Raw genomic sequence first — 15322 nt, forward strand, 5'->3', positions numbered from 1 at the left:
ACGGTCTTATGCAATTTCACTTAATGGCCTACGGGACCCAGGAGGTATGGGTACCTGAGGTACACATGGCGGATAACACGGCCAAGGGTGACCATTTCATCCGGAAGCTCACCGTTTTCGCCCAGCACATTAATATGCAGCTTGCGTACTTCCCCTTCATGGCGTACCCAGACATCTTCGTTATCCACAAAGAAGCCGGTATTAGTGCTGTTTTCGAAATCCTCCAACAGGCTGAAGATGGTCAGCTTTTCCTTATATGGCTTGCTGTCCCAGTTACAGAACCGGGCGCAGTTACCGCATTCGTTGCAGTATGCATCGAGGTGCAGAACCTGATAACGCTCCCGGAAGCCGGGAATGTCCAGTGCCACATTGGCACGGTTAGGACATACACTCACACACTTATTACAGATGTGGTTGCACTCCAGGCAACGCTCCCCTTCCCGGGCAGCAAAGGCTTCTGTATCTTCCCGTGTAACGTTGGTCAGGGGGATGAACCCTCTGCGCTGAAGAATGGTCCGGGAGTCAGACGACAATACGCTGGTATTCGTATGAGTCCGGGCTGACTCGCGCTTGATGATCGTATCCGTTGCTTTTCTGGCTTCGTTCATACAGCGCACAACGGTCGATGGTCCGGTATGGGCATCACCAATCAGGAAAATGCCGGAAACGGCGGTTTCACAGGTGGCTTTATCAACAATGGTCCAGCCATCACGACCAACGGGTAAGCCCATGCTGTTCAGCAGCTCGACGTCGGCGCATTCGCCAATGGCTGTGATCACGGTGTCGACTGGCATTGTTATGGTCTTATCCGTCGCAACCGGACGACGGCGACCACTGGCGTCTTCAGCACCCAGCTCCATCACACGACAGGTCAGCTTACCGTCATCCGTCATGGATTCAGGATTGGTGAGGAAGTGGAACTCAGCCCCGTCAGCCACTGCGTTGTGGTACTCTTCGCGGTCTGCGGGCATTTCCTGTTCAGTCCGGCGATAAAAGGAAAACACTTTTTCAACACCGGGTATCTTCAGGGCAGCTCTGGCACTGTCCATAGCGGTATTACCACCACCGACAACAGCGACATTCTTACCAAGAGAAATCGTTTCTGGCTTGCTATTAAAGGTTCTCAGGAAAGACAGAGATGGCAGCAGTCGGGAGCGGTCACCTTCCAGTGGCATGTGATTGCCTTTTTCAGCACCAACTCCCATAAAGACGTAGTGAAAACCACCCACGTTTTTCAGCATGGGCGCGTTAATATCCGGGTCACAGCCAAATTCAAACTGAACGCCGTGAGCCCTGACAAAATCAATATCCTGCTGAATCACTTCAGCCGGAATGCGGAAGTTTGGCAGAATGTTACGGATAATACCGCCAGCGTCTTTTTCTTTCTCAAATACGACCACCGGGAACCCTGCCCGTGCCAGGAAATAAGCGGCAGACAGTCCACTCGGGCCGGCACCAATAACAGCACAGCGAGCCTGTGATATCTGCTTCGGCTTTTTCCATTCGGATTCATACTGTTTCCAGCCCTGCTCTACGGCGATTCGCTTCATATCACGAATCTTTATCGAGCCTTCGTAGTCCTTACGGGTACAGCTGGACATGCACTGATGGTCACAGATATGGCTGGTGATGCCAGGCAGTGGGTTTTTGTCGTATATCAGTTTGAGTGCGCCCTGGTAGTCGCCTCTGGCGACATTCTGAATATACTCTGGAACATCCTGTCCAATAGGGCAGGTTTCCTTACAGGGGGCAATGGTGCAGTCAAATCGTGGTGAAACGTCTTCCTGCTTGCTGGGGGACTCATGCCAGCTTTTTTCTGTGTACTCGTCCTCTGTCAGTGCGTTCTCAGCTAACTGCTTCAATGCGTGTACATCAACTTCCTGTTTGTTCCAGGTGTCTGACTCTTCCAGGGCATTGGCACAGTCACGCAGACGCATATAACCACCGGGCTTCAACAGTTCGGTAGCCATGGTGATCGGACGAATGCCGGTGTTAAAGATATTGGCGATGTTACCTTTCCAGGCACCGCCGGAGTAGGACATGGGCAGCTGGCCGTTAAACTCGTCGGCTATGATGGCAGCAAGGTTGATGGTCAGTGGATACAGCGCACGACCAGACATATACATTTCATCACCAGGCAAACGCCCTTTGTCGTTTATGCAGCCCAGTGTGTTGGAGAGTTTGACACCAAAGTGGTGACCTTTTTCAGAGGCTACCTCGCGCAGGCGGCGCAGCATAGGCAGCGCGTCAGTCATTTGCAGGTCGTGACTGAAAGATTCTTCGCTCAGGCTGATGTAATCAAAGCCACGCTGATCAAGGATGTTACGAACCCGTTCGTAACCAAGCAGGGTTGGGTTAAGTTTTACAAAGGTGTCGATACCCTTCACTGCCAGCATGTACTGACAGATTGCTTCAATTTCGTGGGGAGGGCAGCCGTGCATGGTGGACAGGGTGACGGACTGGACGATCTTTGGCGAAATCTGGTCAATTTGTTGTTCCAGAGACTCAAGGCGTCCCTTATGCTGGAACGTTGCCATTACTTCAGGCTGGCGCAGCCACTGTTTGATGGATTCTTTATAAGCGGCAAAGTGTTCGTGGCTGCTGCAGTCCATCATGTCGTCAATGAAGGTCTGCATGCGAGGGGTTTTGATGCCCTTCAGGTCATAACCCACGCTCATGTTAAAGATAAAACTTTTTTCCTGTTTCTCGCCCAGGGCCGGGTCAAACAGTGACTCCAGAACGTGCAGGATAATCCAGGATTTAAGATATTCGTCGTAAGCTTTGGGCAGGGTATATTCAGTGGACCATTCCGTGTTGTAGCACTCGTCGTCCGGATCAATGCAGGGCTTTTCAATTTCCAGCGTGTCCATGATCTGAACGGTCTTCAGCTCAATAAAGCGACCGCCTGCCACCCAGGAGGTAATAATGTTCTGGGCAAGCTGTGTGTGAGGTCCAGCTGCCGGGCCTACTGCGGTAGTGGCGGTTTCAGAACAGACATTGACCCTGTGGTTGTTTTTCTTTCTGAACAGCTGATCGACTTTAATGCCAAACAAGGACTGGTTTTTCTGATATTCCCCGTGAATTCGATTCAGCATTTCCTGAAACGGAACGGGACGCATAATATCGCCCATTGACTTCTCCTTATACGGCTTGAATATTGCCCGTTTAGTGTTTTCTTCAGGTGACCTTATGGTTGCCGGTCTGTTTTTTTCATAACACTTTACCGGTGCAAACGGAGTCACTGATCTCAGTTATGCATGAATCAGACCAATTATTCACAGAGAGAAACGAAAAAAATCAACAGGGTGGCGTTATAAGAAAGTTATTGATCTGAGGCAAAAAAAGAACGCTTAATTAATTTAGTTGGATTCGGAAATACGCGTGATTGTTTGAGTCTGATTTAATGGTTTATTGTTGGCAAATGGTAATAGTTTTCATTTAAACGCTGTTAATCGAGAATGTTCACCATTATGATAACTGTCTGATAACCATTAAATGATCGCTATCAATCTGATAATCAGCCGGTGACAAAAACTGATAACGATACTTAACTATTGATGTATGTCACTAAAATTAAAGAGGTTTATTGCAAAGATATTGATACTGCTGAGGCGTATCAATATCAAGATGAATACTGTGAGTGTTTACAGAAATAAAACGATGGGGTAGTGCTGTTAATAAGGATTTCATTCGGCTTTCAGAAGGCGCATTCAGGATGTGTTGATAATAACGGCGATTTAAAAGCACAGGATGTCCGGATTTTTCCTGGTAAACCGGAAAAACAATATCGTCACCCCTGTTAGCAAAAAGGTTGATAAAAACCTCCTCTGGAATTAATGGCATATCGCCATGTGTAATAAATAGATAATCAGAGGCCGCCTGCTGTATACCTGACTGCAGTGAGCTGAATAAACCCTTTTTATAGTCTGGGTTATGAACAATTTGAATCCGCTTATTACTTTTATACCGTTCAAACAGTTCATCGCCCCGGTAGCCTGTAACAAGAATAACCCGGGAGACACAATTTAGCGCATTGGCAATACTGCAATCCAGAATGGTTTGATCCGATTCTCCAAAAGGAAGCATGGCTTTCCATTGCCCCATACGGGATGACAAGCCTGCAGCCGCTATAAGGCATTGACATTGGTGCAGTTTTGTATTCATTAATTTTTTATACCTTCCTGGCTCAGTTTTTTGGTGTAGTAAGGGCGTGTAATGATCCCAGGCATAGATCCAGACAAAGACCGAATAATTGCCGCAACCGGTGCTGGCGGGAAAACCTGTTTTTTACAACATCTTGCCAGATTACTGCAACAGTCAGGCCGGACTGTTCTGCTATCAACCACCACGCATATTTATCATCCGGATGTTGATGGTTTTGCAAACAGTATTGACCGGGTGATCTGCTGCACAGATGCTGAAGAGCTTTATAACAGCCAGCCTGAGCCTGCGTCGATTACTGTTGCCGGAATGATGTGTAAAAATCCTCAGAAACTGTCTGGTATTCCGGCAAATCTTCCGGCAGAGCTGATTAAGCGCAATCTATACGACAATATTCTTATTGAGGCTGACGGCTCCCACCGGCTTCCCCTGAAAGCGCCTTCCGAAAAAGAACCTGTGTTACCCGACGGCTATCAGGTGTTGGTTGGAGTGACGGGCTGGAAAGGCATTGAGTCACCGATAACAGCTGATACGGTGCATCGAAGGGAGTGGTTTTCAGCCGTTACCGGCCTGAAAACCGGCGACAGCATTACGCCCGAAGCGATGTCAGTACTTATTAACTCATCAGCCGGTTTATTTAAACAGCCTCATTTACAACCAGATTCTCACTGTATTTATGAAAAGGAACCGTCTGGAAATAATTTTTCTGAAAAAAAATGTTCTGAAAAAAAGCCCTGTAAAAAAATCTGGTTGTTGAATCAGCTGGATTCTCAGAAACAGCGGCAATCAGGCCGAGCTTTTGCATTAGAAGTTCTTGCTCACTCACCTTCCATTCATACGACGCTTTTGAGTAGTTTCTCTCAGCTCTATCCATGGCTGGAACGAATTAAAAATCCCTCTCTTTACGGATCAGATTATGACCAATAATGTTTTTTCACGAGCAGCAGAATTATCAGACAGCCATACACCTTTTGCTATAGCATCCATCATTGAAACCAGTGGATCGGCTCCACGGCATAAAGCACAACTTCTTGTAGAAGACAGTGGTCAAACCTTTGGTACAGTGGGTGGCGGCATGGTGGAACGCCATGTGATTGAAGAAGCCATTGCTGCCATCAAAACCGGACAGTCACGAATGGTGGATGCCAGCATGTCCCGCAGCGGTAAAAATGCCATGGGCATGGACTGTGGTGGAGCAATGAAGGTTTTTATTGATGTTCACAATGTTAAGCCGCAGTTGTTACTGATTGGTGCAGGTCATGTTAACCAGGAAGTGGCTCATCTCGCTGGCAGACTGGGGTTTGCCATTACCGTCGCTGATTCCTGGAAACCTAATTTAACGGCTGAACGTTTTCCCGAATTTACCCGGCTGGTTGACGGCGACACGATTTCTGAAGCGATTGCAAAAACCACCATCACTCCTGACACACAAGTCGTTATAGCGACCAATCATGAAGATATTGAGGCGTTGATGACCGTGTTGAAGACAGAGGCCAGACATATCGGACAGCTGGCAAGCCGCAAAAAAGTAACGACGTTGAAAGCTAAAGCATTGGAAACCGGAATTTCTCCTGAACGTTTTAACGAGGTTCGTACGCCGGTGGGTCTGGATCTTGGTGCAGAAACGCCTGAGGAAATAGCGGTCAGCATTATGTCTGAAATACTGGCAATCAGTCGCCATAAAAAGCCTGCTCCAATGGGTGACATGGTGGAGGAAGGTCTGAAAAGGCGTGTAGTGATTCGTGGAGCTGGAGACCTGGCGAGTGGAGTTGCACTTAAACTGCACAACAGTGGTTATGACGTGATTATGCTGGACTTGCCAGAACCAACCGTTATCCGCACGAATATTGCCTTTGCACAGGCTCTGGTAAACGACGACAGACTGATAACCGTTGAAGGTGTGACCGGGTGCAAAGCCCGTTCAGTTGCCGATGCATTGAAGATTATCGAACAGCGGAACATTGCGGTCATGGCTGATCCTGATGCGGCATCGTTACGACAACTTAAGCCTGCCATCGTCGTTGATGCCATTCTGGCAAAGCGAAACCTTGGCACACACCAGAAGATGGCTCCGGTGACATTAGCACTGGGGCCCGGTTTTACAGCCGGTAAGGATGTGGATGCCGTCATTGAAACCTGTCGCGGTCATGATCTGGGGCGTATTATTTATTCCGGTGAGGCAAAGGCCAATACAGGAACGCCTGGCGTAATTGGTGGCTATGGTGCTGAACGTGTATTACGTTCGCCCTGTGCAGGTGTTGTAACACCACTGGTGAAAATTGGTGATCTGGTTTGTGAAGGTCAGACCGTTGCCACGGTGGGAGAATACGCAGAACCCGTGATTACCCCAATCAGCGGCAAAGTGCGTGGAATGATAAATCCGGGACTGAAAGTGAGTGAACACTTCAAGATTGGTGATGTTGATCCAAGGGGGACATCGGTCGACCACTCCACTACCACGGATAAGGCGAGGACTATTGCCGGTGGTGTTCTGGAAGCGGTTTTAACCATTTCTCGAAATAGTGCATGAAAAATAGGTAAAAGTGTAACCTTCAGAGCCTGCACTAACGGTTTGCGAAAGTGCAAATTCTAAGTGCAGGTCAATGCCCCCTACGGTCATTGACTTAATGACCTCCCTCATAGTTTTTTTTGCGGCGAGTCTATGAGTCTGTGTATGGAGCAGGCCTGAATAAGGCGATCAGCGTTGACACATCAACTGCTCCTGACGGCCTGACGGTGCTTATTTTGTCGATGCGTCACCCTCCAGCTGATATTTTTTTATTTTCCGGTAGAGGGTTGCAATGCCAATACCCAGTTCATCCGCAATTTTTTGTTTACCTTTTTTCAGGTCATATTTTTTGAGCGCTGCCTGAATACGTTGCTTCTCCATTTCTTCCAGACTCATTGATGATGAGCTTTTTTCGACAGAGAAGGTCGAAACGGCTGAACTGTCTGGCTTATTTGAATAACAGCCGTCGTTTAGCTGGCAGAGATGGTCAGGCAGAAGATCAGGAAGAATAACGCCTCCATGCTCGACCATATTGATCAGATACTCCATGGTATTCGCCAGTTCCCTGACATTGCCGGGCCAGTCCCAGTTAGTCAGGCAGGACATCGTGTCTTCACTGATAACCGGTACAGGTAGTCCCATCTCTTTTGCCTGTTTTTTCAGGAAAAAGCGGGCTAACAGAGGAATGTCGTCTTTTCTTTCCCGCAGAGAGGGGGCAACCAGTGGGATAACGTTAAGGCGGTAATATAAATCTTCTCTGAACTGTTTTTTTTCGGTCAGCGTCGAAAGGTTCTGATGCGTTGCCGAGATAACTCGGATATTAACAGTACTGACTGTAGAGGAGCCCACCGGTGAAATTTCCCGGCGATCCAGAACCCTGAGTAATTTTGCCTGAAGGTTGAGTGGCATATCGCCAATTTCGTCCAGAAACAGGGTGCCGCCGTCAGCGCTTTTTATCAGACCTTCCTTACCCTGGGTAGCGGCTCCCGTAAATGCGCCCCTTGCATAGCCGAAAAGCTCACTTTCCAGCAGATGTTCGGGAATGGCTGCACAATTGATAGCAATAAACGGTTTTTTACGGCGGGCTCCGGTTTCATGAATTAACCGGGCCACCACTTCTTTACCCGACCCGCTTTCACCGTTGATCAGAACACTGGAAGGGCTGCTGGCAATTTTTATAATTTTGTCCTGCAGCTTCTGCATGGGCAGGGAGTCTCCCACCATACGACTGTGAGATTTTCCGGGTACTGACGGCTGGCGAGAATCCTGGTGATTTTGAGTCAGTATCAGCAGCTTGCCGTTACCATTCTGTATAAGGACTCCCGGTGATATGATTTCCTCAGTTCCGTTCTTGATAATAAATTCTTCAGATTCCCGGTTAGCCATTCGTCGTTTACCAAATGGACGGACACTGATCAGACTTAACTTATCACTCTTATTCAGTTTTAACTGTTTTTTAGCGGCATCATTGATATGTATGCAGTTGCCTTTGTCGTCAAATTCCAGAACGCCTTCGGTAATTTTGCTGGATAATGACCGGATGACATTTTCAGTATTCTTCAGGTTGTTGTAATACATGTCCTCCAGTTTAGTGGCAATGAACACTTTGGATATATCTTCAATATACCCAATATAAAGCGAAGTGTTAGTCAGTAGTTGCTGACGCTGCTCTTCACTGAAACAAACCAGACTGATAACTCCCAGGCATTCATTTTTAAACAGAACCGGAATGCCCAGAAACGCTTTTTCCTGACAACTTACCCGACGGGTACAGTATAAACATTCAGGGTCTTTACCTGACTTCTTAATAATTTTTTCTTTCCGGTTCGCAATGATCCATTTGAAAGCATTGGTTCCAGTGGTTAATGGCCGGCCAAGATTGTTGGCATAAAGACCGGTTCCCGCTATACGTACCAGTTCATTATCAACAACCTCAACATCAAGGTTTATCATTCGTGACAGAATTTGTACGAACCTTGCTATTGTTGACTGAATAGACATTAATTTAGATGTTGCTTTCAACAAATTATCCTTCCAATGCCTCAAAGCAGGCTGTTAATAAAGTGCATCTGGAAAGCATCTTATCAACAGCTATTTTAGTAATAGTTATCTTCTATTTTTCTCATAGCAGGCTGGTGTTTTGTATTGAGCTGGAGCAATTGAATAGGTGACGTGTAGTGTTTTTTGTACAAATGGATGGACTTATTGTAAAAAAAGCATTCGATCTATTTGTAATTCCCTGAATTCAAGTCATAAGTGCATAACCCATGACTTTTCTTGCATCTATTCCAGTTGACTCTTTAAATGCCTCATAAGGAGTCTTGTAGCCCAGGCACTTTCTTGGCCTGTTGTTCAGCTTATCCACTGCAATGATGACATCTTTTTCTGTCACGCCATTAAGCTCCATCGACTTGGGGAAATACTGCCTTAGCAAACCATTAGCATTCTCATTCTGGCCTCTTTCCCAAGAATGGTAGGGGGCAGCAAAGTAGCTGTCACATTTTAAAGCTTTGGCAATTGATTCATGCTGAACAAACTCCTTTCCATTGTCGTATGTTATTGTCTTTACAAACCTTTTCAGAGGCTTGAGTACGTCAATTATTCCCTGTTTAACCGCTTTTGCCTTCTTGCCTGGTAGAGGGACAGCAAGGCGAAGCTTGGTTTTTCGTTCATCTAATGTAGCGATGGCTCCTTTATGATTTTTACCTATTACAGTATCAGCTTCCCAGTCACCAACTCGCTCTCTGTTGTTGACCACTTCGGGGCGTTCTTCAATGCCAACCCGATTTGGTATACCGGTTCGGTTATGAGCTGAACCGTATCGCTTTCGATAAGTTTTTTTCTGGTGCCTCAAGTGCTTATAGAGCGAGCCTCCGCGCCGTTTATCATCCGCTACAAATTGATAAATCGTCTCATGATGCAGCTTGATTACACCGTCCTTTTCAAGCCTTCCAGCCACTTGTTCAGGACTCCAATCTGAACGGATATCGTTTGAAATACGTTGTTTAATGTCGTCTGTCAGCTTAATAGCTTTTGGCTTATCTTTGTGCCGCTGCCGAGCTGTGCGATTAGCCTGTTGGTGCCTGTACCCTCTTTGCCCTTTATTGCGGTTTACTTCTCGCGACACGGTAGGCTGTGAACGGCCAAGCTTTTTAGCAATTTTGTTTTGTGAAGTCCCATTTTTGAGTTCAGTTTCGATATAATATCTCTCTTCAGAGCTCAGGTGTGTATAGGCCATCCTTGGCTTCCTCTGTATGGTTTGGTTGCTTTACAGAATACCCCTGAGTTCTGATTCACTTCAAAGGTTCTGAAACAATCCTCTGGTTACAGAGGTTATGCACTTATGATACGAATTCAGGTTCAAATAAATCGAATGCTGATTCAAAAATACATCAAGGTTGTTGGGTTACTTGATGTTGCTACTTCTGAGCAGCGTTTACTGCATTAATCGCAGCATCCACAATGTGTTGATAACCCGTACAGCGGCAAAGATTTCCGGCATGCTCTCGACGAATATCATCACGGCTCAGGTTGCATGGACTGGTTGAATCCTCATTCTTAAGGTCTTCAATCAATGCGGTAGTTTTCATGACCAGACCTGGCGTACAGAAACCGCACTGCACCGCACCGGCATCCACATAAGCCTGCTGAACCGGCGACAACTCCCCGGCTACTGCTTCTCCCTCAATGGTCCTGATTGACGTACCTTCTGCCCTGACAGCCAGTGAGATACAGGCGTTAATCGGGATATCATCGATCAGTACCGTACAGGCTCCACACTCACCGACACTGCAACCTTCTTTTGTGCCGGTCAGTCCGTTTTCCCTCAGGGCCTCAAGCAGTGACTGTCGTGTATCAATCAGTAGCTCTGTAGGTTTGCCATTAAGCTGACACTGGATAATCTGTTTCATAGCTGGCCTCCGGCTCTGACAATCGCTTCAGTGACAACCCGGCGAGCCAGAGTTCTGATAATATGTTCACGAAAATCTTTGGCGGCACGCCAGGAATTTCTGGGACTCAGATCTTCCAGTACAACACCGACAATATCCTCAACCAGCGTCTGGTCAGCGATACGGTGTTCTGCCAGTTTTTCAGCGGTGCGACACCGTTTAGGTACTGGTGCTGCTACGGTGTAGGCAATTCTTAACGCTTTTATACGCTGGCTCGTTTCCAGTTCACAGCTCGTTTCCAGTTCACAGGTAGCCGAACAACCGATAGTGGCAATGTCCATGGCTTTGCGCATGGCGTATTTATAGAAATGACTGCCGGTGTTCCGGTATTGCCCTGCATCAATGGTAATGGCGGTAACCAGTTCGCCCGGTTTAAGGTCGACCCTGCCGGGCCCCTGATAAAAGGATTCTATCGGTACAACTCTTGTTGTCTGCTGGCTTTGTACGGTCAGTGTCGCATTGAAGGTGAGCAGGGGGGCAGCGCTGTCGGCACTGGGCGCACCATTGCAGATATTACCGCCGACGGTTGCCATATTGCGAACCTGTGGTCCACCGAGAGAAGATGCGCCTTCAACTAAAGACTTACACACTTTATGACGTTCCAGAAAACGGATCAGTCGGGTAACGGTTACACCCGCGCCAATGGTTATTCGCCCATGGTTGTCTATGGTCAGCAATTGAAGGTCTGCAATGGACTGGATATCCACCAGGTGACGAAACTCCGGCTTACCTTCGCGCAGCCGGATTAATACATCAGTACCGCCTGCAATCAGCCGGGCATCAGGGTGTTCGGCGAGATAAGCGCAGGCTGAATGGATGCTGTCTGCTTTATAATACTGTTCTACCGGAAACATTCAGTTTGCCTCCTGAATCAGATGCGCTTCACTGAAGGCGTTAAACAGCGCTTTAGGCGACATGGGTAAGCGGTTGATGGCCACGTCGGTTGCGTCCAGAATGGCATTGCGAATCGCCGGAGCCACTGACAGCAGCGGTGGTTCCCCTATTGACTTGGCACCATAGGCTGAAGTCGGCTCAGTGGTTTCAACAAAATCACTGCCAATATCCGGCATGTCCGGCATGGTGGCTATTTTGTAATCCAGCAGGTTGTTGTTATAGATGATTCCGGTATCAGGGTTGACCAGCAGTTCTTCGCCCATGGCACCGGACAGCCCCATGGCTATGCCGCCATGAACCTGGCCTTCGGCAAGGATTGGGTTAATGATTCTGCCTGCGTCGTGTACATTGATGATGTTGAGTATTGAGGTCTGGCACAGTTCAATATCGACTTCGACGTCTACAAAGGTGCATCCAAAAGAGCTGGCGTTGGTGGTTGTCTTGCATGAAACATCCGCCGTTAACTGATGTCCCCTTTGCTTGTGGTAATAGGCATCCATTGCCAGTTCTTTCAGGGTCAGAGTCTGGCTTTCGGGGGTTTCTGCAACCACTATACCGTCTCTGAGCGTCAGTTCAGAGACCGGGCAGTTTAACATTTCTGCGGCATAACCAAGGATTTTCTCACGCAGCTCTCTGGCTGCTTCTGAAACGGGTTTGGAAATGACGTAGGTTTGCCGGGAAGCGAATGAACCCGGATCAAAAGGTGTTACATCGGTATCCTGGGCAGACACTACATGGACAGCAGAAAATGGAACCCCCAGATGTTCCGCAGCCATCTGGGCAATTGCGGTATCAGAACCCTGTCCAATCTCTGTAGCACCGACCTGCACAGTAATGCGTCCATCCTGGTTTAACACCATTCGGGCTCCGGCAATCTCGACACCGGCAGGGTAAGTGCCGTTACCATAAGAGAAACAGGCGACACCAAGCCCGCGTCGCTTGTTATAAGAAGGATTATTTGAATGCCTGTAGTCTTCTTTCTTTTTATCCCAACCAATACGTTCCCTGCCTTTTATCAGGCACTCCCTGATGCCACAGCTGGTAATGTGTTTGTCGGTTAATGGGTTCATGTCTCCTTGTTGGGCGACATTGCGCAGACGAAACTCTACGCTGTCCATACCGATGTTGCGGGCTGCCTCTTCCATAATAGATTCTACGGCAAACACAATCTGCGGCGAGCCATAACCCCGCATGGCACCTGCGGCAGGAAGGTTTGAGTAGTGGGTCATCGCCTTATAGCGAACCGCTGCCTTCGGGTAAAGGGGTGGCAGTTTGGAACCCGCCGCTTTGGCAATGGAATGACCGTGGGAGGCGTAAGCACCGGTATTGGAGACTACATCCAGTGTCAGGGCTTTCAAGGTTCCATCACGGTTAACGCCGCACTTTATATCGACGTTGAACGGATGGCGGATTCGGGTACTGAGCATCGACTCTTCCCGGTCCAGATCGATCATCACAGGAATACCACCCAGTTTCCAGGTCAGAAAAGCGACCATAGGCTCAAGCACCACATCCTGCTTGTTACCAAAACCACCGCCGACGGTTGGTTTTACGACCCGTATCCGGCTTATTTCCCAAGACAGTGCCTGAGCGATTATACGACGGCATATATGGGGAATCTGGGTAGAAGAAGTGATGACAATGTGGTCAGTGTCGTCCATGTAAGCCATGGCAATCTGGTTTTCCAGATGACAGTGCTGCACCATCTGGGTTTGAAAGCACCCGCTCACGGTTGTGTCTGCGTGATGCATGGCTTCATCAGGATTGCCGAACTGATATTGATGCTCAGCGACCTTATTGGATGTTTGCTGATGAAGAATCGGTGCCTGTTCAGCCATGGCCTGTTGATGATTCAGCAAAGGTGGGTACTCGTCGTATTTTACCTTAATCAGCCCCAGCGCCTGCTCGGCAATCAGATGGTCTGTCGCCACCACAATGGCGATTTCATCTCCGTGATAGCGGACATAATCGGTCAGCAGTAACCGGTCTTCGACATCCCTGCCTTTTGGGTCAAGGGAGTAAGCATGACCTGCCGTTGCAAACGGTGTTTTAGGAATATCCTCAAACGTAAACACTGCCTCAACGCCCGGCAGCGCTTTAGCGCCAGAGGTGTCAATATTTGTGATCCTGCCGTGGGCAATTTTACTGCGCAGATATCTGGCAACCCGGGTTCCGGGCATAATAAGGTCGCTGGTAAAACGGCTTCTGCCTGTTACCTTGGCGGTAGCATCCAGCCGCTGTTCAGAGTACCCAATGCTCATAATCAGTTCCTGTTCCAGTAGCGAAAACAACGATTCAGGGTTTCTCTCGGAATAAATTCACCGTCGCCTGCCAGCCCTTTGAACACGCCATTGCGTACAATGACTTTTCCCCTGGACAGGGTCATCACCGGGTAACCCTGCAGGATCATACCTTCGTAGGGGCAATAGTCGGAGCGGCTGTGCATCCGGCTCTGGCTCAGGGTGACCTCACAGTCAGGGTCAATAATGACCAGATCAGCGTCAGAACCTTCGGCAATCACCCCTTTGCGCGGATAAAGGCCAAACAGTTGAGCTGGTCTGGTACTGACCAGATCGACGAAATGGTTAATGGACAGCCGGCCTTTCATTACCCCTTCAGAGAACATCAGTGGTATCCGGTTTTCAACACCGGGCATACCATTGGGGCAATATTGAAAACCGTCACGGCCAGCCCGTTTCTGATCCATGGTAAAAGCGCAGTGGTCGGTGGCAATGGTGCTGATGGTGCCGTCCTGTAAACCATTCCATAACTGTTCAAGATGGTCGCTGTCGCGCAGAGGAGGGCTAATGATGTACTTTAAGCCCTGGTCGACAGGGAAGTCGCCGGAGCAGGTTTCATTGTAACGGTTGATATCCAGTTGCAGGTATTGCGGGCAGGTTTCTGCAAAGACTGGCTGCCCGCGCTGGTGTGCCTGACGGATATATTCCAGGCCAATACCATTGGACAGGTGCACGATATAGACAGGGGCATCGCCAGCCAGAACCGCCAGATTAATCATACGACCAACGGCTTCTGCCTCGCACTCCGGAGGCCGGCTGAGCGCATGATAGATAGGATCTTTTAAACCGCTTTCGAGCATTCTGTTTTTCAGGAAGCGAATGGCTCCGTCGTTTTCAGGATGCACACAGGTGAGGGCGTTTAACTGGTTTAACCGGGACAGGGCTGCCAGTACTTCTGTGTCGTCTAACTTAAAGCCGTATGTCAGGTAAAGTTTAAAGCTGGAGATGCCTTCATCCAGCACCATGGATTCCATTTCATCCAGAATGCTGTCGTCAATGTGCTGGATTGTGCCGTGAAAACTGTAATCAATCACCGCACTGTCGCGGGCGAACTCATGGTAGCGTGCAAGCTGATGATGCAGAGAACAGCCTTTCGGGCCAAAGCCCATATGGTCAATGATGGTGGTTGTTCCTCCGCAGGCTGCGGATACGGTGCCGCTGTAAAAATCGTCACAGCTTTGGGCAATGCCTACATCAATATTGAAATGCGTGTGGACATCAACGCCACCGGGAATGAGGTATTTGCCACTGGCATCGATGACTTCCAGAGGCGTGGTAGCGGACTGTTCAGCTTCCGCACGAGAGATAACGGGTGCAATCCGTTCAATAATGCCGTTTTGAATGAAGATATCGGCCTGTTCACTGGCATCGGCGTTAACCAGTGTGGCATTTTTTATAAGAACGGACATGATCTCTACCCTGTCTGGTTACCTTACCGGTAACCACTGGTGAGTGATGGTTACGGGTAAGGCAACCAGAACTCCTGAGGAGTTCCGGTTGCTGTGTGG

10 protein-coding genes are annotated in these 15322 nt (G+C 48.4%); 2 read left to right on the forward strand and 8 right to left on the reverse strand.

Annotated features, from left to right (window positions below; all coding sequences use genetic code 11):
• Positions 1-20: 20 nt before the first annotated feature.
• Together ygfK and NX722_RS00475 are read right to left on the reverse strand one after the other, a co-directional pair.
• Positions 21-3131 carry a putative selenate reductase subunit YgfK gene (gene ygfK, locus NX722_RS00470; protein ID WP_262566228.1) on the reverse strand — a complete coding sequence of 1037 codons (3111 nt, stop codon included), beginning with the start codon at positions 3129-3131 and terminating at the stop codon, positions 21-23.
• Positions 3132-3573: 442 nt separating this feature from the next.
• On the reverse strand, positions 3574-4164 hold the full coding sequence (locus tag NX722_RS00475; protein WP_262566229.1) for an NTP transferase domain-containing protein: 591 nt from the start codon (positions 4162-4164) through the stop codon (positions 3574-3576).
• Between the two features lie 51 nt (positions 4165-4215).
• Between NX722_RS00475 and yqeC the strand changes: the two genes are divergently transcribed.
• Both yqeC and yqeB read left to right on the forward strand, forming a co-directional pair.
• Entirely contained in the window at positions 4216-5088 is an 873-nt protein-coding gene (gene yqeC, locus NX722_RS00480) for a selenium cofactor biosynthesis protein YqeC (RefSeq protein ID WP_262566230.1), read from the forward strand.
• Positions 5078-6691, forward strand: a complete 1614-nt coding sequence (yqeB, locus tag NX722_RS00485; protein ID WP_262566231.1) for a selenium-dependent molybdenum cofactor biosynthesis protein YqeB — start codon at positions 5078-5080, stop codon at positions 6689-6691. The genes yqeC and yqeB overlap by 11 nt, the downstream gene beginning before the upstream one ends.
• Before the next feature lie 210 nt (positions 6692-6901).
• Here the strand turns inward: yqeB and NX722_RS00490 are convergent, their stop codons facing one another.
• The 6 genes from NX722_RS00490 to hydA all read right to left on the reverse strand — a co-directional run bounded on the left by NX722_RS00490 (position 6902) and on the right by hydA (position 15223).
• Positions 6902-8692, reverse strand: coding sequence for a sigma-54 interaction domain-containing protein (locus NX722_RS00490; RefSeq protein ID WP_262566232.1), 1791 nt, complete (start codon positions 8690-8692; stop codon positions 6902-6904).
• A 223-nt stretch (positions 8693-8915) separates the two neighbouring features.
• Positions 8916-9908, reverse strand: a complete 993-nt coding sequence (locus NX722_RS00495) for an IS30 family transposase (protein WP_262563592.1) — start codon at positions 9906-9908, stop codon at positions 8916-8918.
• A 181-nt stretch (positions 9909-10089) separates the two neighbouring features.
• Positions 10090-10581: a (2Fe-2S)-binding protein gene (locus NX722_RS00500; protein WP_262566233.1), complete on the reverse strand. Its 492-nt coding sequence runs from the start codon at positions 10579-10581 to the stop codon at positions 10090-10092.
• Entirely contained in the window at positions 10578-11474 is an 897-nt protein-coding gene (xdhB, locus tag NX722_RS00505; protein WP_262566234.1) for a xanthine dehydrogenase subunit XdhB, read from the reverse strand. The genes NX722_RS00500 and xdhB overlap by 4 nt, the downstream gene beginning before the upstream one ends.
• Positions 11475-13775 (reverse strand): xanthine dehydrogenase subunit XdhA, encoded by a 2301-nt coding sequence (xdhA, locus tag NX722_RS00510; RefSeq protein ID WP_262566235.1) that lies wholly within the window; start codon positions 13773-13775, stop codon positions 11475-11477.
• Positions 13776-13777: 2 nt separating this feature from the next.
• Positions 13778-15223, reverse strand: coding sequence for a dihydropyrimidinase (gene hydA, locus NX722_RS00515; RefSeq protein WP_262566236.1), 1446 nt, complete (start codon positions 15221-15223; stop codon positions 13778-13780).
• Positions 15224-15322 lie beyond the last annotated feature (99 nt).

Origin of the sequence: Endozoicomonas gorgoniicola, assembly GCF_025562715.2 — a bacterium.
Classification (GTDB): Bacteria; Pseudomonadota; Gammaproteobacteria; order Pseudomonadales; family Endozoicomonadaceae; genus Endozoicomonas_A; species Endozoicomonas_A gorgoniicola.